The sequence below is a fragment of the Nostoc sp. MS1 genome, assembly GCF_019976755.1.
Lineage (GTDB): Bacteria > Cyanobacteriota > Cyanobacteriia > Cyanobacteriales > Nostocaceae > Trichormus.
The window spans coordinates 6,971,992-6,994,629 of the sequence record NZ_AP023441.1; the positions used below are offsets into that span (position 1 = coordinate 6,971,992).

20 protein-coding genes are annotated in these 22,638 nt (G+C 38.7%); 16 read left to right on the forward strand and 4 right to left on the reverse strand.

Features of this window, described 5'->3' with window-relative positions; genetic code table 11:
- Nucleotides 1–14: 14 nt before the first annotated feature.
- The 3 genes from NSMS1_RS30250 to NSMS1_RS30260 form a co-directional block, all read right to left on the reverse strand.
- On the reverse strand, nt 15–386 hold the full coding sequence (locus NSMS1_RS30250) for a hypothetical protein (RefSeq protein WP_224088896.1): 372 nt from the start codon (nt 384–386) through the stop codon (nt 15–17).
- A 17-nt stretch (nt 387–403) separates the two neighbouring features.
- A complete protein-coding gene (locus NSMS1_RS30255; protein WP_224088906.1) occupies nt 404–1,033 on the reverse strand; it encodes a hypothetical protein in 630 nt (209 codons plus the stop codon).
- A 220-nt stretch (nt 1,034–1,253) separates the two neighbouring features.
- Nucleotides 1,254–3,584 (reverse strand): WD40 repeat domain-containing protein, encoded by a 2,331-nt coding sequence (locus tag NSMS1_RS30260; RefSeq protein ID WP_224088908.1) that lies wholly within the window; start codon nt 3,582–3,584, stop codon nt 1,254–1,256.
- A gap of 479 nt (nt 3,585–4,063) precedes the next feature.
- On the opposite strand from NSMS1_RS30260, the gene NSMS1_RS30265 reads away from it, so the two are divergent.
- From NSMS1_RS30265 to NSMS1_RS30340, 16 genes are all read left to right on the forward strand, one after another.
- Entirely contained in the window at nt 4,064–5,143 is a 1,080-nt protein-coding gene (locus tag NSMS1_RS30265; RefSeq protein WP_224088910.1) for an aromatic ring-hydroxylating oxygenase subunit alpha, read from the forward strand.
- Nucleotides 5,144–5,372: 229 nt separating this feature from the next.
- Nucleotides 5,373–5,537: a rubredoxin gene (gene rd / locus NSMS1_RS30270; RefSeq protein WP_224088912.1), complete on the forward strand. Its 165-nt coding sequence runs from the start codon at nt 5,373–5,375 to the stop codon at nt 5,535–5,537.
- Between the two features lie 105 nt (nt 5,538–5,642).
- Entirely contained in the window at nt 5,643–6,890 is a 1,248-nt protein-coding gene (locus NSMS1_RS30275) for an NAD(P)/FAD-dependent oxidoreductase (RefSeq protein ID WP_224088914.1), read from the forward strand.
- A gap of 465 nt (nt 6,891–7,355) precedes the next feature.
- Complete coding sequence (locus NSMS1_RS30280) at nt 7,356–8,570, forward strand: glycosyltransferase (protein ID WP_224088925.1); 1,215 nt, start codon at nt 7,356–7,358, stop codon at nt 8,568–8,570.
- Between the two features lie 72 nt (nt 8,571–8,642).
- Nucleotides 8,643–9,833: a glycosyltransferase family 4 protein gene (locus NSMS1_RS30285; RefSeq protein ID WP_224095398.1), complete on the forward strand. Its 1,191-nt coding sequence runs from the start codon at nt 8,643–8,645 to the stop codon at nt 9,831–9,833.
- An 81-nt stretch (nt 9,834–9,914) separates the two neighbouring features.
- Nucleotides 9,915–12,095, forward strand: a complete 2,181-nt coding sequence (locus tag NSMS1_RS30290) for a GumC family protein (protein WP_224088927.1) — start codon at nt 9,915–9,917, stop codon at nt 12,093–12,095.
- Between the two features lie 2 nt (nt 12,096–12,097).
- Complete coding sequence (locus tag NSMS1_RS30295; protein WP_224088929.1) at nt 12,098–13,522, forward strand: O-antigen ligase family protein; 1,425 nt, start codon at nt 12,098–12,100, stop codon at nt 13,520–13,522.
- 57 nt (nt 13,523–13,579) lie between these two features.
- Nucleotides 13,580–14,356: an acyltransferase family protein gene (locus NSMS1_RS30300; protein WP_224088931.1), complete on the forward strand. Its 777-nt coding sequence runs from the start codon at nt 13,580–13,582 to the stop codon at nt 14,354–14,356.
- A 131-nt stretch (nt 14,357–14,487) separates the two neighbouring features.
- Nucleotides 14,488–15,666, forward strand: coding sequence for a glycosyltransferase (locus tag NSMS1_RS30305; RefSeq protein WP_224088933.1), 1,179 nt, complete (start codon nt 14,488–14,490; stop codon nt 15,664–15,666).
- A gap of 18 nt (nt 15,667–15,684) precedes the next feature.
- On the forward strand, nt 15,685–16,641 hold the full coding sequence (locus tag NSMS1_RS30310; protein WP_224088935.1) for a glycosyltransferase family 2 protein: 957 nt from the start codon (nt 15,685–15,687) through the stop codon (nt 16,639–16,641).
- A gap of 28 nt (nt 16,642–16,669) precedes the next feature.
- Entirely contained in the window at nt 16,670–17,626 is a 957-nt protein-coding gene (locus tag NSMS1_RS30315; RefSeq protein WP_224088944.1) for a glycosyltransferase family 2 protein, read from the forward strand.
- 54 nt (nt 17,627–17,680) lie between these two features.
- Entirely contained in the window at nt 17,681–18,964 is a 1,284-nt protein-coding gene (locus NSMS1_RS30320) for a lipopolysaccharide biosynthesis protein (RefSeq protein WP_224088954.1), read from the forward strand.
- 47 nt (nt 18,965–19,011) lie between these two features.
- Nucleotides 19,012–19,986, forward strand: coding sequence for a glycosyltransferase family 2 protein (locus NSMS1_RS30325; protein ID WP_224088956.1), 975 nt, complete (start codon nt 19,012–19,014; stop codon nt 19,984–19,986).
- Between the two features lie 62 nt (nt 19,987–20,048).
- A complete protein-coding gene (locus tag NSMS1_RS30330) occupies nt 20,049–21,023 on the forward strand; it encodes a glycosyltransferase family 2 protein (protein ID WP_224088958.1) in 975 nt (324 codons plus the stop codon).
- 222 nt (nt 21,024–21,245) lie between these two features.
- On the forward strand, nt 21,246–21,533 hold the full coding sequence (locus tag NSMS1_RS30335) for a Mo-dependent nitrogenase C-terminal domain-containing protein (RefSeq protein ID WP_224088960.1): 288 nt from the start codon (nt 21,246–21,248) through the stop codon (nt 21,531–21,533).
- Between the two features lie 250 nt (nt 21,534–21,783).
- Nucleotides 21,784–22,167 carry a response regulator transcription factor gene (locus NSMS1_RS30340; protein WP_224088962.1) on the forward strand — a complete coding sequence of 128 codons (384 nt, stop codon included), beginning with the start codon at nt 21,784–21,786 and terminating at the stop codon, nt 22,165–22,167.
- 289 nt (nt 22,168–22,456) lie between these two features.
- Here the strand turns inward: NSMS1_RS30340 and NSMS1_RS30345 are convergent, their stop codons facing one another.
- Nucleotides 22,457–22,609, reverse strand: a complete 153-nt coding sequence (locus NSMS1_RS30345; protein WP_224088963.1) for a PsaJ protein — start codon at nt 22,607–22,609, stop codon at nt 22,457–22,459.
- Between the last annotated feature and the right edge of the window lie 29 nt (nt 22,610–22,638).

Here is a 22,638-nt window from a genome sequence, read left to right on the forward strand (position 1 = left end):
TGACTGTTGACTAATTACTGTTGTGCTTTAATTTCTTGTAGTAACTCCTCGTCGGAGTATTCTTTGTCCCATTGGCCTGTTAGCTTTAGCCGCACAGACTGTGCGCCGCCACTGGGAGTACAAACAACCCAATAAGTATTTTCTTCGCCGTCAACTTGGGCTGCTTTTTGCGCTTCTGCAATATTAGAAAGACCGGAAAATGCTTGCAGACAAGTCCATGTGATGCCATCTGTGTCTTTGATTTCTCTTTCCATGTTGAAGTGGGGAGTAGGGAGTAGGGAGTAGGGAGTAGGAAGTGAGGAGTGGAGGGAGATGAGGGGGAAAATAATTAACTCTGCCGCCTGTTTTGCTTTAGCGTAAATTAGGCAAAACTTCTGGCTGATCATCTAAGCTGAGGAGGAAGTTAATTAAATCTGTTTGTTCTTGGGTGGTGTAGTCGGCTTTGGTATCTACCCAAGACGAGGAAATTGGCGGGTACGTCTAAACCTGTGTTTAATAATGTGCCGGCTTTGAATGTGCGATCGCCTATTGTTACATCTTCGTTGAGGGGGATTTGTAGGTTGGTTGTGTGCTTACCAGCTAATTTTGCGATCGCCTGTCCTACGGTAATTAAATTAATCGGCCCATTCAATGCCCCTACTACATCAGTTTGAAAGATTTCATTACCAAAGGTGTCTGAGTAGAAAGCGTCTCGCCCTAGTTTTAATGTTTCTGGGGTGACTGTAAATGCACCGTTTTCTGGTGATAGTTGTTTGCGTCCCTCTTCTGTTTGCAGTAGCTTTGTGGCTTCTGCTTTATTAATGGCGTATCCCAACACATCATAAGAACCAATTTCTTGGGGTGCGGCTTGGGTGATGGGTGTAAATGTTTTGTCTAAGTTGGGAGTTTTGCCTAAAACAATTTCTAATCTGTAGGCGAAGAAGCTAATAATAAAGATTAAAAATAAAAGTACGCTAACAGCCCGCCATCGTTTTTTTTGTGGCTCAATTTTGGGCGTATTAGTATTTATGGTAATACCTGGATCAGTTTTCATAGGATGGTTTTACTCAATGCAATTCCATTGAAGCGGAGCATAAAAGTAAAAGCTTCATCCTTATAGTTGATGTCAGAGGGAGGAAGGGAGAGATTTTAAACGCAGAGGGGCGCAGAGGTTAGCGCGGAGGGGGATGAGGGGGAATAATTATTGTTTGATGACTACACTTGGTAATCCTTCTCCCCCTACTCCCCTATCTCCCCCCACTCCCTCATCTCCCCTAAATCTTATCTATCTGCCAAATTTTAATAGTTTGATCGGCGCTACCACTGGCGAGATGATTATTATCTGGGCTGACGGCTACGGAGTTGACTGTGGCTGAGTGTCCGGTGAGGGTGTGTAGTAGTTCGCCTGTGGAAATGCGCCAAATTTTGATGGTGGTGTCGGCGCTACCACTAAATAAATATTGTCCGTTGGGACTTGTGGCTAGGGATGTGACATCGGCTGTGTGTCCGGTTAATGTATGCAGAACTTGACCTGTAATTAAGTGCCAAATTTTGATGGTGGTGTCGGCGCTACCACTGAATAAAAATTGTCCATCTGGGCTAATGGCGATCGCTTTTACTTCTCCATCATGTTTGTTAAGGGTGCGTATGGGGTCGCCTGTGCGGGGGTTCCACAGTCTGATTTTATTGTCGGAACTACCACTGGCCAGGACTGTACCATCCTTGCTCATGGCGACGGCGTGAACGGCTGAGGAATGCCAAAGGGTGCAAATGCGATCGCCTTTTTGCAGGTTCCAGATTTTAATTTTATTACTTCCACTGGCGAGGAGTTGTCCGTCTGGGCTAATTACTACGACATTGACGGGTTTTTGATGTCCTAAGAGGGTATGCAGGAGTTTACCTGTGGTTAAATGCCACACTTTGACGTTACTTCTAGGATGTACGCCGCTACCCACAGCTAAAAAATTACCGTCGGGACTGATGGCGACGGATGAAACTTCTCCTAAATTTCCCGTGAGGGTGCGGATGAGTTTACCTGTGGGAAAATTCCAGATATTCACAGCCTGTTCAGTACAGCCGCTAACTAAAACTTCACCATCGGGACTAATGGCGATGGATGTGACTTTACCTGAATGTCCGGTGATGGTTTTGCTTAAGTTGGGAGATTCTAGACTGCGTTTGTATTTGAGTGTGGCGATCGCATCTATGAGTTTATCTGTTAATTGTAAACTAGTGCGATCGTCTATTGCGGTGAAATACTTTCTCAGCTTTTGAATATATTCTTCATCCTCTATCTTGACGGCTGACTGCATCGCCTCTAAAGGATGGGTAAACTGCTGTAATGATACTTGACGCAGTTCTAACCATGTGGTGATAGAGTATTCAACCTCAGTTTGCGCCCAAGAACTATCGCTGAGGTGAGATAAACTCTGGGCTAACTGCATAGACAATTCCGGTATCCAGTAAAGCCTTTGTTTTTCTAAAGCTTCATAAACTTGCTTATAGCTTGTGGCAAAAGCTTGCAACGATTGTAAATCAATAGCATCTTTAAGTAAACTGGGCAATAACTCTGGTAAAAGAGGTGGTACATCATAATTAACTAAATGATAAATATCCGCCACCCAACCCGCAACTAAACAATGACAAGTAATTAATACTTGACACAGTTGTTCAATATCCTGCTGATTGATCCGATATTGTAAAGATAGTTTACTAATATCAATACCTTGTGCTTGCCATTTCTCTGCTTTCTCTAAGAGTGCCAAATTAAAGATATTATCTTGACCCAACTGATTAATTTCTTCTACTTCCGCACCTATTTCTAACAATTCATCTCTAATTTGCTTCCACTCTAAAGCCCGCTTTTTCGCTGAGTTCTGCACAATCTCTTTATAAGACAAGCGAGAAATTGTTTTGTAATAATAGGTTCCCTGCCCTAAACCCCAATAAGCAATGCGGAAATTTAGATAATCACCATCATTTTCTGATTCTAAAATTAATATTGGCTCTGTTTTTAACATGCCATATAAAGCTTTAATACTCGATTCGCTATGAAATCTCTTACTATCCCAAGCTCCTGCTAGAAATTCAATAGGTCTAGTAAGATTCTGAAAAGAGTAATTTTTATTAATAAAGTTGCGTAAGCCTTCAGCCAACATTGACTCAATGTCAGCAGCCGTTTCTGTTTTATTGTCGAACTGATCGAACTGAATTTTTGGTGGTGCTATGAAAACTTTTAAGGGTTTATGCCCGTAACTATGATGAGACTCTAAAATTTGGGAAGGATATAATCTTAAAGGCCAATTATCAAGGATTTTATTAACTTCTGGTAATTTTAGTGCTGTATCTCGCTGTTGATTAGCTATTTGAGTTTGCGTTTCTCTTTGGTAAGCAGCTAATTGCTGTTGTAATGTTTCTTTAGCACTGCTTTTTTCAGCATTATTATCATTAAAAGTATATACAGTCTCAATGAATCCTTCAATCAAAGTAGGCAATTGCTCTTTTGTCGTTGCTAGGGCTTCTTCACTCCTCTTATTAAGGATAGTTACAAACACAGGAGCAAATTCTAGGACTAGCTGAATTAATAATTTTAACCCTGGTTCCATAAGGGATTCCTGCTTAATCAATCACATTAACATTACAAAGAAAAACTGTATTCGCTTATCGTCAGGCATTGCCGATACTATACCTCGTGGTTTGGTCAAAGTTACCCTCCTGTGCAGCAATAACTATACATTGTCATCTTACTAATTGTAGATAACTTTATTGTCGTCAGACATAATGAAGTTGAAGAATAATGCAGTAGTTAGAATAATGGAAAAATCTAGAGATAATTTACTCTTTTTCCATTATTATCATAACAAATTCTGGTAAAAGCTGAGTTTTTGCTGTTAAATCTCTATTTATTAAAACCACGGAGACACAGAGACACGGAGAAAATTTTTATTATTGATATATATTCTTTCACTAGTATAAATTTAGTGATTATTCAATTGTTTCTTAATACTAGTACTCAAAATAACTGTTTTTATAGTGTATCCATGTTATTTCTAAAGCAAATGCTTCACTGCTAGCGATAATCCCAATGGATGCAAACTCTCAACCTATTAAACAGACTCATAAACCAAAAATTTTTAATAATTCAGAAAGTTTTATTGAGGGTTGGTATTGGGTAATACCATCTAATAATTTAGAAATAGGTGAAGTTAAATCTATCACTATTTTAGGTAGAAGGTTAGTAATTTATCGTGGACAGGATAAACAAGTAGTAATTTGTGATGCCTATTGCCCACATATGGGCGCTCATCTTGGAGAAGGTACAGTTGAGGATAATGAATTACGCTGTGCTTTGCATCACTGGAAATTTAATTCTTTTGGTGTATGTGTAGAAATTCCTTGTTTAGAAGAACCTCTGCCTTTAAAGTTGAAAACTTGGCCGACTGCGGAGAAATATGGAATCATTTGGATTTGGACTGGCGAAACTCCACAACAACCTCTACCGTTTGTTCCAGAGTTAGAGTTTCTGGAATATGAAAGCTTTCTGGGTTCTGGGCTAGTGATGAATCTTCATCCTCATATTATGATGCTTAATGTTATTGATACCCAGTATTTCCAAGGTGTTCAAGCTTTAGATATTGGCTTTGAAAAGGAAGAATTAAATCCAAATGCCATTATTTTTAGTAAGTATAGAAGGCAAAGCCACGATTTACTAATAAAAAAAATCTTCCGTCCTTTATGCAAAAATCCTATTTATAGTGTCTGCTATTGGTACGGGAGTACATTCACATTAACAGTAGGTACAGATTCACGACGTTGCTATTTTATGTTGGCTACACGCCCAATTGAGAAAGGGCAAGTAGAAATACAATCTATATTTTTTATTAAAAAACGCAAAGGTTTTTATGGTTGGTTGTTCAACCGTTTTATGTTGTGGCTGAGTAATTCGGTGATGGAAGAATTGATTAATAATGATATAAAAATTTTACAGACGATGCAGTTTAATTTAAAGACTCCCATTCACGTAGATCAATCGGTTATGCAGCTAATTAACCATGTGGAGCGACAAAAACCTTTAACTTGGAAGACTTGGTTATTAGCGCGATCGCCTGAAAATGATATAAAGGAAAATCAAACGAAGTGGCGAGACGAGTTGACTAACGATTAAAAAAAGATAAAAAGTAAAAAGTTTCCTTGATGACTTTTTACTTTTCTCCATCAGGCAATTTGCACCCATAAAAAGAAGTGGCAAAGCCACTTCAGATTTCCCAGGTAGAACCTAAACATGAGTATAACGACTAAAAAAAAATAAAATAGTATAAATTGAAACTAATTGATAAGCTAAAGACTCTACTTATATACTAAAGCCATGCCAGTAATTAGCCGGGGTAACAAGTATGGCGACTCATGTATGTACTGTTTGTGGCTATGAATATGACCCAGAAGTAGGTGATCCCGATAGCGGGATACCTGCGGGTACACCTTTTGAAGATATAGCAGAGGATTGGGTGTGTCCTGTTTGCGGTGCAACAAAAGATTTATTTGAACCCGTAGATGGCTAAAAATTTAATTGATTACGAAAGCAACCTACAAAATTCAAAAAGTTTACATAGCAGCTTTTAACGCTAGGCTAAAAGGTAGGTAATCTAAAAGAGAAAGTTGGAAAATTGCTACCTGCGAAAATTGTAGTTGTTGGCGGCGGGGCCGCGGGATTTTTTGGGGCGATCGCTTGTGCTAGAGTGAATCCACAAGCGGAAGTCATGTTAATTGAAGCTAGTCGTCAAATCTTGGCGAAAGTCAGTATTTCTGGCGGTGGACGTTGTAATGTCACCCATGCTTGCTTTGATGCCAAAGAGTTAGTCCAGTATTACCCCAGAGGCGGTAAAGCACTTAGGGGTGCTTTTGCTCGGTTCCAGGCTAAAGATACTGTATCTTGGTTTGCTTCCCAAGGTGTGCCGTTGAAAAAGGAAGCTGATGGGAGGATGTTTCCCATTACAGATACTTCAGAAACTATCGTCAACTGTTTAATTAATGCAGCTAAAGCAGAAGCCGTAGAAATACAAACGGGAATGGCTGTCACCTCTATTAAAAGGATGGGCGATCAGTTTGAGGTTTTTTGCAAGTCTGGGGAGATAATAAAATGCGATCGCCTATTACTCGCTACAGGTAGCAGTCGTATCGGCTATCAACTAGCCCAGGAATTAGGGCATCATATTGAACAGCCGGTACCATCATTATTTACCTTTAATATTCCTGAAGCCAATTTACGGGCGTTAGCTGGCATTAGCGTTAACCCAGCACGGTTGCGGTTATACGTTGGCGATAAAGCACCCCTGGAACAAACTGGGCCATTGTTAATCACCCATTGGGGTATGAGTGGCCCGGCTGTTCTCAAACTTTCGGCTTGGGGTGCAAGATTACTACACGACAATCATTATCAAGCCACTTTATCAGTGAATTGGTTGCCCGATCTCACCCAAGAACAGGTACGGGAAAATATCTTAGCAGTAAAAAATGAATGGGCAAAACGAGCGATCGCCTTACATCGCGGTGTCGATTTACCCCATCGCCTTTGGCAGTACATCATTGCTCGTGTCGGTATTACCGCAGATGACCGTTGGGCAGGATTATCTAATAAAACCTTGAATCTGCTAGTTCAAGAACTAACCCAAGGAAAATATTTAATCAACGGTAAAGGAGCCTTTAAAGAAGAATTTGTCACTTGTGGCGGTGTCAACCTCAAAGAAATTGACTTCAAGACAATGGAAAGTAAACTAGTTCCCAATCTCTACTTTGCCGGTGAGATTTTAGACATAGACGGCGTAACTGGTGGTTTTAACTTCCAAAGCGCCTGGACAACAGGCTATTTGGCAGGGGTAGCTATGGGCATTAGTCAGTTGACAGTTGACAGTTGACAGCGTTGCACTGAGCAGTTCGACAAGCTCACTGTAATACTTGTCGTACCACTCCGTGAAAGCAAGCTACGTGGAGCGTCCCGTAGGGAAAGAAAAGTGTTGACGGTTTTTTCTCCCCTGCACCCCTGCACCTCTGCACCCCTGCTCCTTCACTTCTTCATCTGCAAGAGACAATAAGTAATTTCCGTAGTAATGCACAAAATTGATAAAGTTATAATGAAGTTGATTTAAGTTAATGAATGGAAATTCTTTGTTAGGTAATTGATTTACAAAAGTGAATACTTTTCCGATTGTAAAGTCTTTGTAAAGAGAAGGCTGTTTAAGTGACTTTTACAGCTATAGATACTACCATATACCTGTGTGTTCGTAAGTAAAATAGTATAAAATTTACAACTATTTTGCTGTGTTTTCCCTATTGACTAAATGCAAACTCGTGTAGCCATAGGCTCGCTTAGGGTGTGAGTAATGCGTAAACCAGTTCTGACCATTTTTTATCAGTATAATCCCTGGCAAACTTCCATTGGAGGAATCCAGACATTAATTAATACATTTATTAAGTACGCTCCCAGTGAATTTGAAGTGCGGTTGGTGGGAACAGCCAGTGATTCTAGTCAGACTCTTGGTGAATGGCAAGAAGCAGAATTTGCAGGTAGGGAAATTAGTTTTTTACCAATTCTGAAGATAGAAAATGATAATATCAGAGGCTTAATTCCTACCACAGTTAAATATACGGCTGCATTGTTAGGCCGTTCCTTGTCTTCAGACTTTCTTCACTTTCATCGACTTGAGCCAAGTTTAGCGGCGATGAACTGGCAGGGAGAAAAGACTATTTTTATCCACAATGATATTCATACACAAATGGAAACAGTAGGCGATCGCAAAGCCATACTTTGGCGGAGATTCCCTGCTGCTTACTTTGCGTTAGAGAGTTTATTGATTCGTCAATTTAGTCAAATATTATCTTGCAATACCGATGCTGCACAGTTTTATCGACAACGTTATCCCCAATTACAAGACCGTGTAGCTTTCATTAAAAACTCTTTTGATAACGAGGTGTTTTACTCTTTGAGTCAGTCACAAAGGGAAGCTAATCGACGGGAACTGGCTGTGCAGATGGGATTAGAAGAGGAAACTCGGTTTATTTTATTTGCTGGGAGACTACATCCACAAAAAGACCCAGTGTTATTGATACGTGCCTTCGCCGCTTTAAATCAACCCCAAACTCACCTATTGATTGCAGGGGATGGAGAATTAGCCAACCCAGTGCGCCAGGAAATTGAACAATTAGGACTATCTAGCCGAGTAACAATGTTGGGAGCATTAAAACAACAAGAGTTAGCTAGATTACATCGATTGAGTAGCGCCTTTGTTCTTAGTAGTGCTTTTGAAGGCTTACCTCTGGTCGTCTTAGAAGCGCTAGCTAGTGGCACCCCTGTAGTCACAACCAAATGTGGTGAAACTCCCAAACTACTTAATCCTCATAGTGGGGTCGTGTGTGAGCAGAGAACACCAGATTGCATAGCCGAGGCTTTACGTAAAGTACTGCTGCATCCACAAGATTATCCCAGTGAAACCTGTGTACGCACAGCACAACCCTTTGCGGCGCGTACTGTAATTAGAGATATTTATGGCGATATGTTAAATCGTTGGGAATTAAAAGAGTTCTCAGTCATTAGCTAACGCAGTGGTAGAAGCTTATTCAACTACCACTGATAAGTGTGTTTTCCATATTCAAAATCCAACAACATGACTATGAAAATTGCTGTAATTGGTGCTAAAGGTCTTCCTCCTAAACAGGGTGGCATTGAACATTACTGTGCAGAAGTCTATCCTCGGATAGTTGCACAAGGCCACAGCGTCGACCTATATGCGAGGTCTTCCTATACAGATACTTCTTGGCTAGGAAGTTACGACTTTCAAGGCGTGCGAGTAGTTTCCTTACCTGGGGTAGATGCCAAAGGTGCAGACGCATTCATCACATCTGCATTAGGAGCGATCGCTGCTACTACAGAGAGATATGATATTGTCCACTTCCATGCTCTTGGCCCCTCTCTATTCACCTTCCTACCCAGAATTGCCAACTCTGCGAAAATTGTCGTTACTTGTCAGGGTTTAGATTGGCAACGTGCCAAATGGGGTAGCTTCTCAACTCGCCTCATTCAAGGTGGTGAAAAGGCCGCAGTCCGGTTTGCACATGGGATCGTGGTTGTATCTGATGCTCTAAAAAGCTACTTTAATCAAACTTATGGACGGGAGACAGTTTATATTCCTAATGCTCCTGCTAGCTACGGTGAATCAGACCCCAAATTTACTTACGGTAGAAAACTTGGATTAGAACAGGGACGCTACATGGTATTCGTAGGACGCATAGTTCCAGAAAAGCGTCCCGATTTACTAATTGAAGCCTTCTCGAAATTACAACCATCTGGATGGAAATTAGTATTAGCTGGAGGTGTGAGCGATACCCAATCATATACCAGCCAATTATTAGAAAAAGTTGCCAATAACCCTAATATTATCTTTGCTGGGGAACTGCGCGGTTCTCGTTTATGGGAAATTGTGCGCGGTGCAGGAATGTTTGTTTTACCTTCTGATTTAGAAGGTTTACCATTAGCTATGTTGGAAGCGATGCAGGAAGGTATCCCAGTAGTAGCAAGTGATATTTTGCCACACCAACAATTGATTAATGGAGGTATGGGAACCCTATTTGTGGCAGGTGATGTAGACTCTCTAGTTAGTTCTTTAGACTGGGCAATTCATCACCCGCAACAAATAGCAATTATGGCGAAAAATGCCCAAAGAAACATTCAAGTAAATTACAGTTGGGAACACATAACTGCGGAAAATCTCAGGCTTTATCAAACACTTTTGAACTCATCTCAACCAATAGGCACATCGCAGCCGCAACAAATCAGTTTAGCTAGAGTAGGAGGTAAAAAATAAAATCAGGAGTGGGAGAGACAAAGGAAACTATGAACTAATAACTAATGACAATTGTTTCTTGAAGAAACTAGGACAAGTGTAATGGGAAAAGGCATTTCAACCTTATTAGGAGTTTTGGGACGCAGAGGCTTTCCAGCTATTACTGTTTTCGCTGCTGTCATCGGCGCATCATTCGCCTATTTGAAGGTGACACCACGCTTGTATGAATCATCAGCACGATTAATGCTGGAGGATAAAAAGGCTAGTGTATCTGAATTAGGTCGTGATTTGACGGAGATCAACTCTTCCGGTATAGGGCGCAACCCCTTGGCAGACCAAGCGGAATTTCTTAAATCACAACCTGTATTGCAACTAGCAATTTCTAAACTCAATCGTCAGCAAGGTAATTCAACTCAGAAAAAACTATCGCCTTCAGATATTAAATCAAGGTTGAAGGTGGTGATTGTTCCTGCCACTAATATTTTAGAGTTGCGCTATCAAAGCCCCAATCCACAAGAAACTGCTCAGGTGTTGAATGCTGTCTCTCAGGCAATGGTTGAAGAGAATATCAAAACCATCAATTCCGAAGCAACTAAGGTAAGAGAGTTTTTGTCTTTAAAAGTCCCTGAAGCACGTCAACGTCTACAACAAGCAGAATTAGCAGAAACTAGATATAGGCAACAAAGCGGTGTAGTCGCTGCCGATGACCAAACTAAAAGCTTAGTAGGTAGTTTGGCAGACTTGGAAAATCAAGAGCGTACCTTAGCCGCACAACTGCAAGAAGCGCGATCGCGCGACGCATCTTTACGTCAAGTGACAGATGCGAAAAACATCAATACGGCCTATGTGTCTGTTAGAGAAGGTCAAGATGAACAACTAAAAGCCTTACGTACCAAATTATTTGATATAGAAACCAAACTCATAGAAGCACGTACCAAATTTAAAGAAACTCATCCCACAGTTCTGGATCTAGTCCAACAAAGAGATGAGATTAGAGCTTTATATGGACAGCAAATGGCTAGGGTTTCACCTAGCAATCAAACAGCCAATTTTCAAAATCTGGCTAACGACCAAATCAGTCAAAACCTCATCTCGGAATTAATCACCAACGATATTACACGGGTAGCGGTTGAAAACAAGCTAAATGCTATCCACCAAATGAGAGCCGATATCCAGCGTCGTTTGGCACTCATCCCTATTCAACAGCAACCCTTGACAGTCCTCACTCGCCAAAGGGAAGAAGCCGCCCAATCGCTCAAGTTCCTGCAAAGCAAACTAGAAGAAGCACAGATTGCTGAGGCGCAGAAGGTGAGTAATATTCGGATTCTGGAGACTGCCGTAGCGCCAGACTTACCTTCATCACCCAAACGTAGCGTGATCCTGGTTATGGCTACGTTCTTTGGTAGTATCCTAGCTGTCGGCTTGGTGTTGCTACTAGAACTTATGGACAACACTCTCCACGATGCTGCCGAAGCCGAGGAGTTACTAAAATTACCATTACTGGGAGTTTTACCACGCCTTCCCGCTACCAAACTTAGTCTAGAGCCGGCTGAACAATTTCTTGATGACTTGGGTTTGGTCGAACCTTACAGAATGCTGTTGAAGAATCTAGAGTTTCGCAATGTTGACGATTTGCGAGTGATAGTTGTCAGCAGTCCCCTCTCTGGTGAAGGGAAATCAGTTATTGTCTCTCATCTAGCAGCCGTCTGTGCCATGTTATCTCGACGGACATTAATTATAGATGCAGATTTGCGTAAGCCTTCACAACATACGCTGTTTAATTTACCTCCCAGACCAGGAATTACAGATGTCATTGATGGAAAAAGACCGTTATTGAATGCGGTGCAGTCAACAGCCGTGGATAATCTGTCGGTGTTGACTTGTGGGGAATTACGGGGAAGACCCTCGCAAATACTAGAATCCCCAGCAATGAAGGCTTTAGTAGCTCAAGCGGCAGAGTATTATGATCTGGTGATAATCGATACTCCTCCTTTAAGTGCCTGTGCTGATGCAGCCACCTTAAGTCAAATGAGTGATGGAGTTATCTTAGCCACAAGACCGGGCTTTACACTCAAGGAAGTATTACAAAGAGCAGTATCAGAACTCAACCAAAACCGCATCCCAGTTTTGGGTGTAGTTGTCAATGGTATGACAAACGGCACAGAAAAATACTACCGTTATCCATCCCAGGAATATCCCTCACTCTTATCTAGACCTTTGCAACGTTTAAAATCTCTGGGTAGTAGCGCCAGAAATCCATCTAACGATTCTAGGTCTAACTGAATATGTGGAATTACCAACGCTCAATCAAGTTGTCTGAGTTAGCCATCTGGCTAGTGGTGCTACTTATCGGTGTATTTGCTGGTTTTTCTGCTAGTGCTAGCCCGGTTCTGCCGGGTTTAGCAGTAGTTTCTTTGATAGTACTGGCTTTGTTTTTTAGAAATCTAGAGCAAGCCGTATTAAGTGCTTTGATTATTCGCAGCACTATAGATAGTATTACTTCTCCGCCTCTTCCCTCTGCTTTTGCGATCGGCATTGATATACTGACTTTGCTTTATATACTTGTACTTTTATTTCAAAAACGTACTGTACATACTGACTGGTTTTGGTGGTTCTTTGCTGGTTGGGTGGCTTTTCAAGGAATGTGGGTAATTCTTTTACCCTTGGGCGGACTAGGGTTAGATGCTTCTAATTTGGCAAATAGTGCTAGGGAGTGGGTGCGCTTGTTTTCCTGGCTGATGATTTATTTACTCATCATGCAGCTAAAAGAGCGCATTCACCCAGAAACACTGATAACTTTGTTGTTTTTGTCTTTAGCAATACCCTTAATAGTTGCTTTTTTACAAATGTACTTGCCTGGCGTGTTGCCATACTACTTTTCACCTTCTGCGGGTGAGGGTCTTGAAGAGTCCCGAATTAGAGGCACTATTGGTCATCCTAATGGGTTTGCTACTTTTTTGTTTTTATTTATTGGCTTGACTACTTGGAAGATAACTTATGTCAAGCAACGTTGGCCGTGGTTATTGTTGCTGGTGGTTCTGAGTTTTTTCTATGTAGGAACAAAGGCACTATTTAGCTTAATGATGTTAGGTGTCTTTTTAATCATTTTGATTGCTCCTAGATTAAGCTTTTTAAATCTCATCGGTGCAATTTTATTATTTACTTTAGTAATATTTTTATTTGGTAGTACACCCTTTGGACAAGAACGTTTAAACTCAATATCACAAACACCTCTTTTGAATCCAAATATAGATATATGGCGGGCGATTCTGCTTTCTTATAGCGACAGTAACAGCTTTAACTGGCGAATTGCTCAGTGGTATGAGTTAATTACAGCTTGGCAACAATATCCAATTCTTGGTTACGGTTTAGGAGCAACAAAAAGTATTACTAGTAATGGTTTAGATGCTCATAATGATTATGTTCGCGCGTTAGTAGAAGGTGGCATTATTGGCTTTTGTAGTTTTCTTACTTTCTTTGGTGTGCAGATAGCAAGAATTTTCCAGTTAATCAGGCGATCGCGTTTAAATAAAGCACGTAATCGTCTATGTTTTACTTTGTTAGCGGTGATTATATCGATTCCTGTAGGCATGATTACGGAAAATATTTGGAGCCATACTATGCTCTTTTTTTATTGGTTTAGTTTGCTGGCGATCGCGGGTTGGGATTGGCAACCAAAACCGGACTCAGATCAGGCGATATCCCCATAACAATTACTAAATTTTTATGATCAAGAATAAGCTTTTAGAAGATAAGGAGATTGCGCTTTGACTAGTGACACTATTTGGAAAAACAACCTCTCCAAATATTTGTATTTTATTAGAGGTGTTGCCATAATTCTTGTAGTGATTGGACATATCATCGGCTACAACATTAGCTATGGTATGCGTCAAGTCTATAACTCAGATTTATCTGTATTGGGTTGGATATGTGATTTAATCAATACATTCCACATGCCTACATTTTTTGTAGTATCTGGAATTGCTTTTGCTGCTTTTAGTAAAAAAGATATTAGTTATAAGAAATTCTTTACATCCAAGTTTCACAAGTTATTCATTCCCCTTATTGTTTGGTGTCCTCCTTATTTTATTTTTCAATCATTAACAAGATCAAAACCATTCTCATTTGCAGATATTATTAATTCTGTGATTTATCCTTACGAAATATTTTGGTTTCTACACGTCCTCATATTTTCAACTTTATTTGCTTTTTTATATTTTAAAAATTTCAAATCAATTAAATTATATTTATTTATATCCATTAGCTTATTTGTTATTAGCATCTTACTAAAAGCAAATGGGGTTCAAGATTATTTCTTTTGGAACTTATTCTATGCCTTTGGAGTATTTATTACTAAATATTTGCTCCAGATAGAAACATTAGTTTTAACAAGAAATAATATTCTGACTCAAGCTATTCTCCCCTGCTTGTGTGTAGCTATTATAGTCACTTGTGAAGATTTGCTCCCTAAAGATGCAGATGTTGATTACTTAAGATTAATTACATCAGAGAAAATCCCTTTTTGGTTAACAGTACAGGTTTAGTAATCTGCTTATTAGCTATTATGTTTGGCTGCTTAGTTTTCTCTTTGATTGAAAAACCTCTAATTTTTGTCTTTAAACCGAAGAAAATTGCTAACGCTTAGGTAGTCAATGAAGCTTATTTAACTTTAAAAATGACACAGCAAGTAATTGACTCTACTAACAACTCTTTACCATCACCAACTCAGAAACGTTATCGAGTTGTGTTGGTACATCCCAGCGCAGGCGTAAATTGGAGCGGTGGCTCAGAAATTTTTGCCATAGAATTAGCCAGATATCTCAATTCTTACTTTGATGTAGAACTTTTGAGTGGTGCTGAGTGCGGTAATTTCTCCTCTCCAACAGGTGGGATTTCGCGTACTCAAGCTTTTAACATTGTTCGCCATCCCTTGATTTCTCAACTAGTTAATAAGTTTGCTAGTCACCCAGAAATAGTTATTGAACACCTCAGCAATTTTTTACCCTGTGCTATTCGTCTATTAACTAAACCTGCTGATTTGATATTTCCTTGTAATGATTATGGCGGGTTAGCAATGGCAGCTTTTGTCAGAGCCATCAAAGGAACGCCGATAGTTTTTACTGAACATGTCGGGTTAATGGGGGGAGGTAAATCATTAACACGTAACCTGCGGTTTCATCCTGATCAATTAGTAGCTTTTTCGGAAGAAACAGCAGCTTTTGTGCGTCATCACCAACCCCAACAAAAAGTAAGAATTATTCCCAATGGTGTGGATATTAATAAATTTACACCATTAGGAAATCAGATCGATTTTGGTTTACCAAAACCCATCGTTTTATGTGTCGCTTCCCTCAAGCGTAATAGCCATAAACGTATAGAATTAGCTATGCAGGCAGTAGCACGTTTACCCCAAGCTAGTCTATTATTATGCGGCGATGGTATTGACCGGGATTACTTTCAAGCTAAGGGTGATGATTTACTAGGAAAAGAGCGCTTTCAGATTCAAAGTTTCTCTTATGAACAAATGCCTGAAGTATATCGTAGCGCTGATGTATTTACCTTACCTTCAATGGATGAACCGTTTGGACTAGCTTATGTAGAAGCAATGGCTAGTGGTTTACCTGTAGTCGCTACAGATGACGCAATGCGTCGTTATATTGTTGGTGAAGCTGGAAAACTATGTGATGTAACTAATACAGATATTTATGCTGGGGCTATAGCAGAGATTTTAACCCAAGATTGGCAAGTACGCGCCCGTGAAAATGCTTTGCGTTTCAGTTGGGAAAATATCGCTTTAAGTTATCGTGATTTGATTTTAGAAACTATTCATACTCATCGCCAAACTACTAATTAAATTCAAACACAAAACCTTATGCCCAAAGTTTCTATAGTAATTCCAGCTTACAATGCAATGGCCTACCTACCAACAACGCTGGATAGTGTTTTTGAGCAAACATTTACTGACTTTGAAGTATTAATAGTTAATGATGGTAGCTCTGACAATATTGCTGATTGGGTTGCCAGTCTGACAGATGCCAGAATCCGTTTGATTAATCAAGAGAATCAAGGTTTAACTGGCGCACATAATACAGGTGTCGTCCAAGCACAAGGTGAATATATCGCATTTTTAGATGCTGATGACCTGTGGGAAGCAAGCAAATTAGAAAAACAAGTAAATTGCTTAGATAACAATCCTGAAGTTGGTTTAGTAGATACTTGGGTGATGTTAATTGATGAGGATGGAGTATCTACTGGAACGGTACTGAAAACTAACGCCGAGGGTAACGTCTGGCAACAAATTATTCAATGTCCTACCGTTGTTTGTGGGAGTTCGCCTCTAGTCCGCAAAATTTGCTTTCAAGAATTAGGTTTATTTGATCCACAAATGGGTGGTTCATCCGATTGGGATATGTGGATTCGGATTGCATCTCGTTATAACTTTGCCTTAATAAAGGAACCATTGACTCTGTACAGACAACATCGTAGCAGTATGTCAAAAAACTGCGATCGCGTGTTTCGAGAAAACCAAGCTGTTATCGAAAAAACCTTCAAATCCGTTTCCCCAGAATTGCAAAACCTTAAACAACGTGCCTACGCCTTAGTTTACTTGTACTTAGCGTGGAGAGCCTTAGATAACAGAAACTACGAACAAGCAATTTACTATCGCCAACAAGCTTACATTAACGACCCCAAAGTCATCTACTCCAAATCTGGATTATCCCAGCAATTCGCTATAACTGTCACCCGCTTCTTCGGTTCTTCCGGGTTAGATGGAGTCAGAAATATTAGCCGCACCTTACGCCGAAATATCCTTACTTTAATCTCTTAAAAACTTCACTTGAAAAAGTTAAACACCTATGCCAAAAGTCTCTGTAGTTATCCCCGCCTACAACGCAATGAAATATCTCCCCGCCACCGTGGAGAGTGTCTTACAGCAAACCTTTAGCGACATCGAAGTTCTGATAATCAATGATGGTAGCTCAGATAATATTATCGAATGGACTGCACAAATTACCGACCCAAGAGTAAAAGTAATTTCTCAAGAAAATCAAGGCTTATCAGGAGCAAGAAATGCGGGAATTAATCATGCATCTGGAGAATATATAGCCTTTATCGATGCTGATGATTTATGGCTACCAACCAAAATAGAAAAGCAAGTTCGATGTTTAGATAATACTCCCCAAGCTGGTTTAGTTTACACATGGACAGCTTGGACTGATGAAGCAGGTAAGCCTACAGGTGTGATAGTAGCTGCCGATGTGGAAGGCTATGTTTGGGAACAAATGGTGGTGAATGACAAAATATCTAATGGTAGTTCGGCAATGGTGCGTCGAATTTGTTTTGATCAAGTAGGTTTATTTGACACAGAATTAACCAGTTCTGAAGACCGTGATATGTGGATTAGACTAGCAGCACATTATCACTTTGCGGTGGTCAAAGAACCACTGACACTCTACCGCCGACACTCGCAAAGTATGAGTAAAAATCGTCCAAAAATGCTCAAGAATATCCGTCGTGTTTTTGAGAAAACTTTTGCATCAGTGCCAACTGAATTATTATATTTACGTAATCGTAGTTACGGATGGATAAATCTTTATACAGCTTGGACTTGTATGGATGAGAAAGATTACAAGGAAGCAATAAAATATCGCCGCCAAGCTCTTTTACATTATCCCCAACTTATTTTTACCAATTATTTTTTACGTTTGAGTCTAGCAATTTTGATTATGCAGGTGTTAGGTTCTCAAGGCTATGATAACTTGCGATCGCTCACTCGTAACTTGAGAAGATTAGTTTTAAGAACTGCAACTTAACATAGAAATCTTAAATACTTAAATTATTCCCTTATTGATATCAATTAACTACTAATGCTCATCAAGAAGATCAAAGCACAATTATCAAGTCCATTTATCCGTAACGTTGGTTGGTTAGGAACCGCAGAGTTAGTCAATCGCATTTTCCGCTTAGGAACAACAGTAACTCTAGCACGCACTTTTAGCTCCCAAGATTATGGAGCAATGGCTCTCATCTACACAATTTTTGAATTTGCTAATGTTTTTACTCTTAGGGGTGGTATTGGTTCAAAAATTATTCAAGCAGATGAGAAAGAACTGCCAATGATATGCAACACTTCATTTTGGTTAAACCTAATGTTGTGTACAGCAATTTTCGTATTCCAGTGTGCCGCCGCTTTTCCTATTGCTCAGTTCTATGGTAATCAACAATTAGCCTTACCTATCTGCACTTTAGCTATTGTATATCTTCTCTACCCTGTCTTCATGGTTAATTCGGCTTTAATTGAACGAAATAACCGCCTGAAAATTACAGCAATTTGTAATGCTACTCAAGCATTTGTGGGTAATGCTATTACAGTAATTTTAGCTATTTTAGGCATGGGAATTTGGGCTGTTGTTTTGCCTATAGTTTTTTCGACACCAATTTGGATCTTCATCACCTGGATAAATAATTCTTGGCGACCTCCGAGCAAATTCTCTCTCGAAAGATGGCGTGAAGTTTTTAATTTTGGTAAAAATATGCTCGCTGTGGAGTTTCTTAACAAAATTAGAAATAATTTAGATTATTTAATAGTAGGTAAGTTTCTAGGTCCAGTACAGTTAGGTATTTACTTTTTTGCTTTCAATGGTGGTTCTGGTATTAGCTCGAATGTAATTAATACATTTATGTCCGCTTTATATCCTTATATATGTGCTGTTAGAGAAGACCGTGTAGAGTTTAAAAAAAGATATATTAGTAGTCTCAAGAAGGTGCTTTCATTAGTCATTCCACTTATCTTGACTCAATCCATTTTAGCTCCCATATACGTACCTATTATATTTGGCGAAAAATGGAAGCCTGCTGTACCAATTCTGATAATTATCTGTTTATCAGTCATCCTGAGAGTTTTTGGATGGGCTAATTCACTTCTATTGAATGCTGTAGATAAAACTCATATTAACTTAAATATCAATTTGATATTCACTGTATTGTTTGGTATTACAGTTTTATTAACAGTGCAGTGGGGAATACTTGGGGTAGCTATTGGTATTTTAGTAATTCATATAATATACATACCAATTTCGGTTACCTGGAGCTACAAATATATTTTTGATAAACATAATCACTCCTTAAACCAAGTTAAAACAGTCAAATAATTTAGCTGAATCAAAATTAATGAACTCATTTGCAATCAAGAATAAATATGCCGACAATATCTATTATCATTCCTGCTTATAATGCTGAAAAAACAATTCTAGAAACTATAAATTCTGTTCTAGAGCAAACCTTTTCAGATTTTGAAATCATAGTTGTTAATGATGGTTCAACAGATAAAACACTAGAAGTTCTTCAATCTATTGTTGATAAACGTCTAAAAGTTTTTTGTTATGAAAATAGCGGAGTCTCTAGCGCTCGTAATCGAGGAATTTCTCATGCGGTAGGAGATTATATTAGCTTTCTAGATGCTGATGATTTGTGGACTCCAGACAAACTAGAATTACAACTAGCTACTTTAAAAGCTTATCCAGAAGCTGGTGTTGCCTATAGTTGGGTTTATACAATCAATGAAACAGGGGAAATATTAAAACCTTTCAACTCTGTGTATGAAGGTAACGTCTATACAGATTTGCTAAAAGCAAATTTTTTAACAAGCGGCTCAAATCCCTTAATTACCAGAGCAGCTATGGATTCTGTAGGAGAGTTTGATATTAAATTAGCAGGTGGGGAAGATTGGGATTATTGGTTGCGGTTAGCGGCTAAATGGCATTTTGTGGTAGTCCCAAAATATCAAGTTTTTTATCGTCGTTCCATGTCATCAAATTCTTTCAAATTGCAAAAGATGAGAGAAGATACCTTAATTATGTTAGATAAGGTGATGCAAATGGCTCCACCAGAATTACAATATCTGAGAAAGGAAAGTTTATCTAATATCTACAGATATATAGTAGAGTTATACATAGATAGTTTAAATCAAAATTCCCAAGTTGACATCAGCTTTATAGTTGATAACTTGTGGAAGTATATTATAGCTAAACCAGAGACTTTAAAAGATATATATACATACAAATTAATGATTAAAGTCTTGCTAATCAGCATTATCTCTCCAAAATTGATGAATAATTTGTTGGAGCTTATCAGAAAAAGGAAATCACAAAACAAGTTACAAATGCAACCATAATTTAATTGTAGTAAAACTTAAGCTAAAAATTTTTATAAAAGTTTTGAATGTAAATAATAATCATGACTAAAATATCTGTAATTATTCCAGCGTACAATGCTGAAAAGACAATCTTAGCAACTATAAAATCTGTCTTAAAACAAACATTCACTGATTTTGAAATTATAATTATTAATGATGGTTCAACTGATAAAACATTAGAAATTTTGCAAAATATTCAGGACGATCGCCTAAAGATTTTTTCTTATGAAAATAGTGGAGCATCAAGCGCTCGTAATCGAGGAATTACTCATGCCACAGGCAACTATATCAGCTTTCTTGATGCAGATGATTTGTGGACACCAGATAAACTAGAAGCTCAATATGCTGCTTTACAAGCGCATCCAGAAGCTGGTGTTGCCTATAGTTGGACTTATGTAGTTAATGCAGAAGGAGAATTATTAAGAACTATTGAGCATACCTATGAAGGTAATGTTTACGGAGAAATGTTATTAAGGAGTTTTTTAACTTGCGGTTCAAATCCCTTAATTAGAAGAGGAGCAATAGAATCTGTAGGAGAGTTTGATGTTACATTGAAATCTGGAGACGATTGGGATTATTGGTTACGCTTGGCTTATAAGTGGAATTTTGTTGTAGTCCCAAAACACCAAATTTTTTATCTACGTTCAGTAACATCAAAGTCATTTAAACTAAAGGTAATTAGAGACTCTGCTTTAACTATTCTAGATAAAGCAATAAAATTAGCCCCAGTAGAACTGCAATACTTAAAAAATATTAGTTTATCTAATATTTATGGATATAATGTACAGTTATATCTAGATAGCCTCAGTTTTAATTCTAATACTGATATTAAATATGTTCTTGGTAATTGGTGGAAATATGTTTATTACAACCCAAAAACATTAAAAGATATAGGTACTTATAAATTACTAATTAAAATTTTATTAGCTGCAATCATATCGCCAAAATTGATGAGCAGTCTTTTAGATTCTTTCAGAAAAACTAAACAACCAAAAAATTTGCAAATACAACCTTAAACAACCCAGAAGATAGCTAGGTGCGGGAAAATGCGGGGATTATAGAAAGAGTGCGATCGCGCCTTCCGTAATCCCCGCATTGGCATTTGTAGTTAACAGTGTTATCAGATATAGCAGTTAACTCTGTTGAGGCTAGAACAAAAAATTACGTCTGCATAAAAAACTATAGTTCAACCGTATGTACTTATAGAGGTTCAAAAACCAAAAACCAGGAGATTGATTATGACAAGCTTAACTCAAATCCATACTCACAAAGACTTACTCTATCCCCTCCGCAAATGGTTGGAAGAAATTGAAATTCAAAGTCCTCAACTAGCTCATCTATTATGTAAAGCCATCCCTGCTCAATGTCCGTTTGAAAGAGACGTTAAACTATTTGGTCGTATATTGTTTCATATTCCTCCAATGTGCAAATTAAATCCCTTATACGAAGAAGTAGTAGGTTTACGTTTCAAAGCACTGTGTTACCTTGCTGATAAATGCGGTGAAGATGTGACAGCTTATTGTTAAGAATCTATAGGCTGCAAACTAAGATTGATAGATGAGCAATGAAAATAGTTAACTCATTACAGATTGTCGCTACGCTACGCTAATAGCGAATCAAAATTAATTTATTTAGGAATTTACGGTTGTTACGGAAACAAAAGTATAATAAGCTAACCTAGAACAATAAGAGACTTATACCCACTATTGGCAGTATAAATGCCTATAGTATCAGTATCTAATAGAGTTATCTTTACCCTTTTACTTTTGTTCAATCATGACGCACATCTTGGTGGCTGAAGATGAAGTCAACCTAGCACAATTTTTAGAATTGGAACTGAACTATCAAGGATATCAGGTTAGTGTTGCCTACGATGGACTGACTGCAATGATAGCAACGCAGAAATTGCAGCTAGACTTGATCATTTTAGATTGGATGATACCTGGTTTGTCAGGGTGGGAAATTTGCCACAGCTTGCGGAGTCATGCTAACAATATACCGATAATCTTACTAGGTCACAAAAATCAACTCAGGGATGATTATCTAGATGTTGGTGCAGATGATTACTTGTGTAAACCCTTTGAGGTTGAGGAATTATTAGCTAAAGTCTGGACTCATTTGTCAAAAACACAACAAAATTTTCTCTCAAATAAAGACTAGATACATGAGTTTCTATTCTCATGCAGTCTCAAGCATTTGAGGATGTATGCTGCTGTGTGATTTCGGCTGAAATAGCACCGACATTTGATAATTATGCAGATTCTAACGCAGCCGGTGATTGAGATTGCTTACCGGGTAGAATAAACATGAGTGCTGATTTCATACCCTTAATTATGCGTTGACCTGTGGAAAGTAATCTTTCCCAACTGTCTACTCTGTAATGAGAATGGGTAATTTTTCGCGGGGACATACTAAAATTTATGTAGGGGGAACATTTCCCTACAAGTAGTTATGGCAGAGGATGGAAAAGAAGGTCAGGAAAAATAAAGTTAAAGATTGCCCATGTAGAGAAGGCAATTGATACTGCTAGAACAGCAAGAACTGGAGCCAGAGAAAGATATCTGACGAAATATCCCTTCTGTGCATCTTTTGATTGAGCCATGAAATACCTCTAAAGTCGATTAAAAATGT

Excerpts from the sequence above, each read along its gene's own strand:
- NSMS1_RS30280 (WP_224088925.1), top strand. The coding sequence starts at position 7,356 with ATGCGTAAACCAGTTCTGACCATTTTTTATCAGTATAATCCCTGGCAA.
- NSMS1_RS30290 (WP_224088927.1), top strand. The coding sequence starts at position 9,915 with ATGGGAAAAGGCATTTCAACCTTATTAGGAGTTTTGGGACGCAGAGGC.
- NSMS1_RS30335 (WP_224088960.1), top strand. The coding sequence starts at position 21,246 with ATGACAAGCTTAACTCAAATCCATACTCACAAAGACTTACTCTATCCC.
- NSMS1_RS30325 (WP_224088956.1), top strand. The coding sequence starts at position 19,012 with ATGCCGACAATATCTATTATCATTCCTGCTTATAATGCTGAAAAAACA.
- NSMS1_RS30265 (WP_224088910.1), top strand. The coding sequence starts at position 4,064 with ATGGATGCAAACTCTCAACCTATTAAACAGACTCATAAACCAAAAATT.
- NSMS1_RS30310 (WP_224088935.1), top strand. The coding sequence starts at position 15,685 with ATGCCCAAAGTTTCTATAGTAATTCCAGCTTACAATGCAATGGCCTAC.
- NSMS1_RS30260 (WP_224088908.1), bottom strand. The coding sequence starts at position 3,584 with ATGGAACCAGGGTTAAAATTATTAATTCAGCTAGTCCTAGAATTTGCT.
- NSMS1_RS30295 (WP_224088929.1), top strand. The coding sequence starts at position 12,098 with ATGTGGAATTACCAACGCTCAATCAAGTTGTCTGAGTTAGCCATCTGG.
- rd (WP_224088912.1), top strand. The coding sequence starts at position 5,373 with ATGGCGACTCATGTATGTACTGTTTGTGGCTATGAATATGACCCAGAA.
- NSMS1_RS30250 (WP_224088896.1), bottom strand. The coding sequence starts at position 386 with ATGATCAGCCAGAAGTTTTGCCTAATTTACGCTAAAGCAAAACAGGCG.
- NSMS1_RS30340 (WP_224088962.1), top strand. The coding sequence starts at position 21,784 with ATGACGCACATCTTGGTGGCTGAAGATGAAGTCAACCTAGCACAATTT.
- NSMS1_RS30315 (WP_224088944.1), top strand. The coding sequence starts at position 16,670 with ATGCCAAAAGTCTCTGTAGTTATCCCCGCCTACAACGCAATGAAATAT.
- NSMS1_RS30255 (WP_224088906.1), bottom strand. The coding sequence starts at position 1,033 with ATGAAAACTGATCCAGGTATTACCATAAATACTAATACGCCCAAAATT.
- NSMS1_RS30305 (WP_224088933.1), top strand. The coding sequence starts at position 14,488 with ATGACACAGCAAGTAATTGACTCTACTAACAACTCTTTACCATCACCA.
- NSMS1_RS30285 (WP_224095398.1), top strand. The coding sequence starts at position 8,643 with ATGAAAATTGCTGTAATTGGTGCTAAAGGTCTTCCTCCTAAACAGGGT.
- NSMS1_RS30345 (WP_224088963.1), bottom strand. The coding sequence starts at position 22,609 with ATGGCTCAATCAAAAGATGCACAGAAGGGATATTTCGTCAGATATCTT.
- NSMS1_RS30330 (WP_224088958.1), top strand. The coding sequence starts at position 20,049 with ATGACTAAAATATCTGTAATTATTCCAGCGTACAATGCTGAAAAGACA.
- NSMS1_RS30320 (WP_224088954.1), top strand. The coding sequence starts at position 17,681 with ATGCTCATCAAGAAGATCAAAGCACAATTATCAAGTCCATTTATCCGT.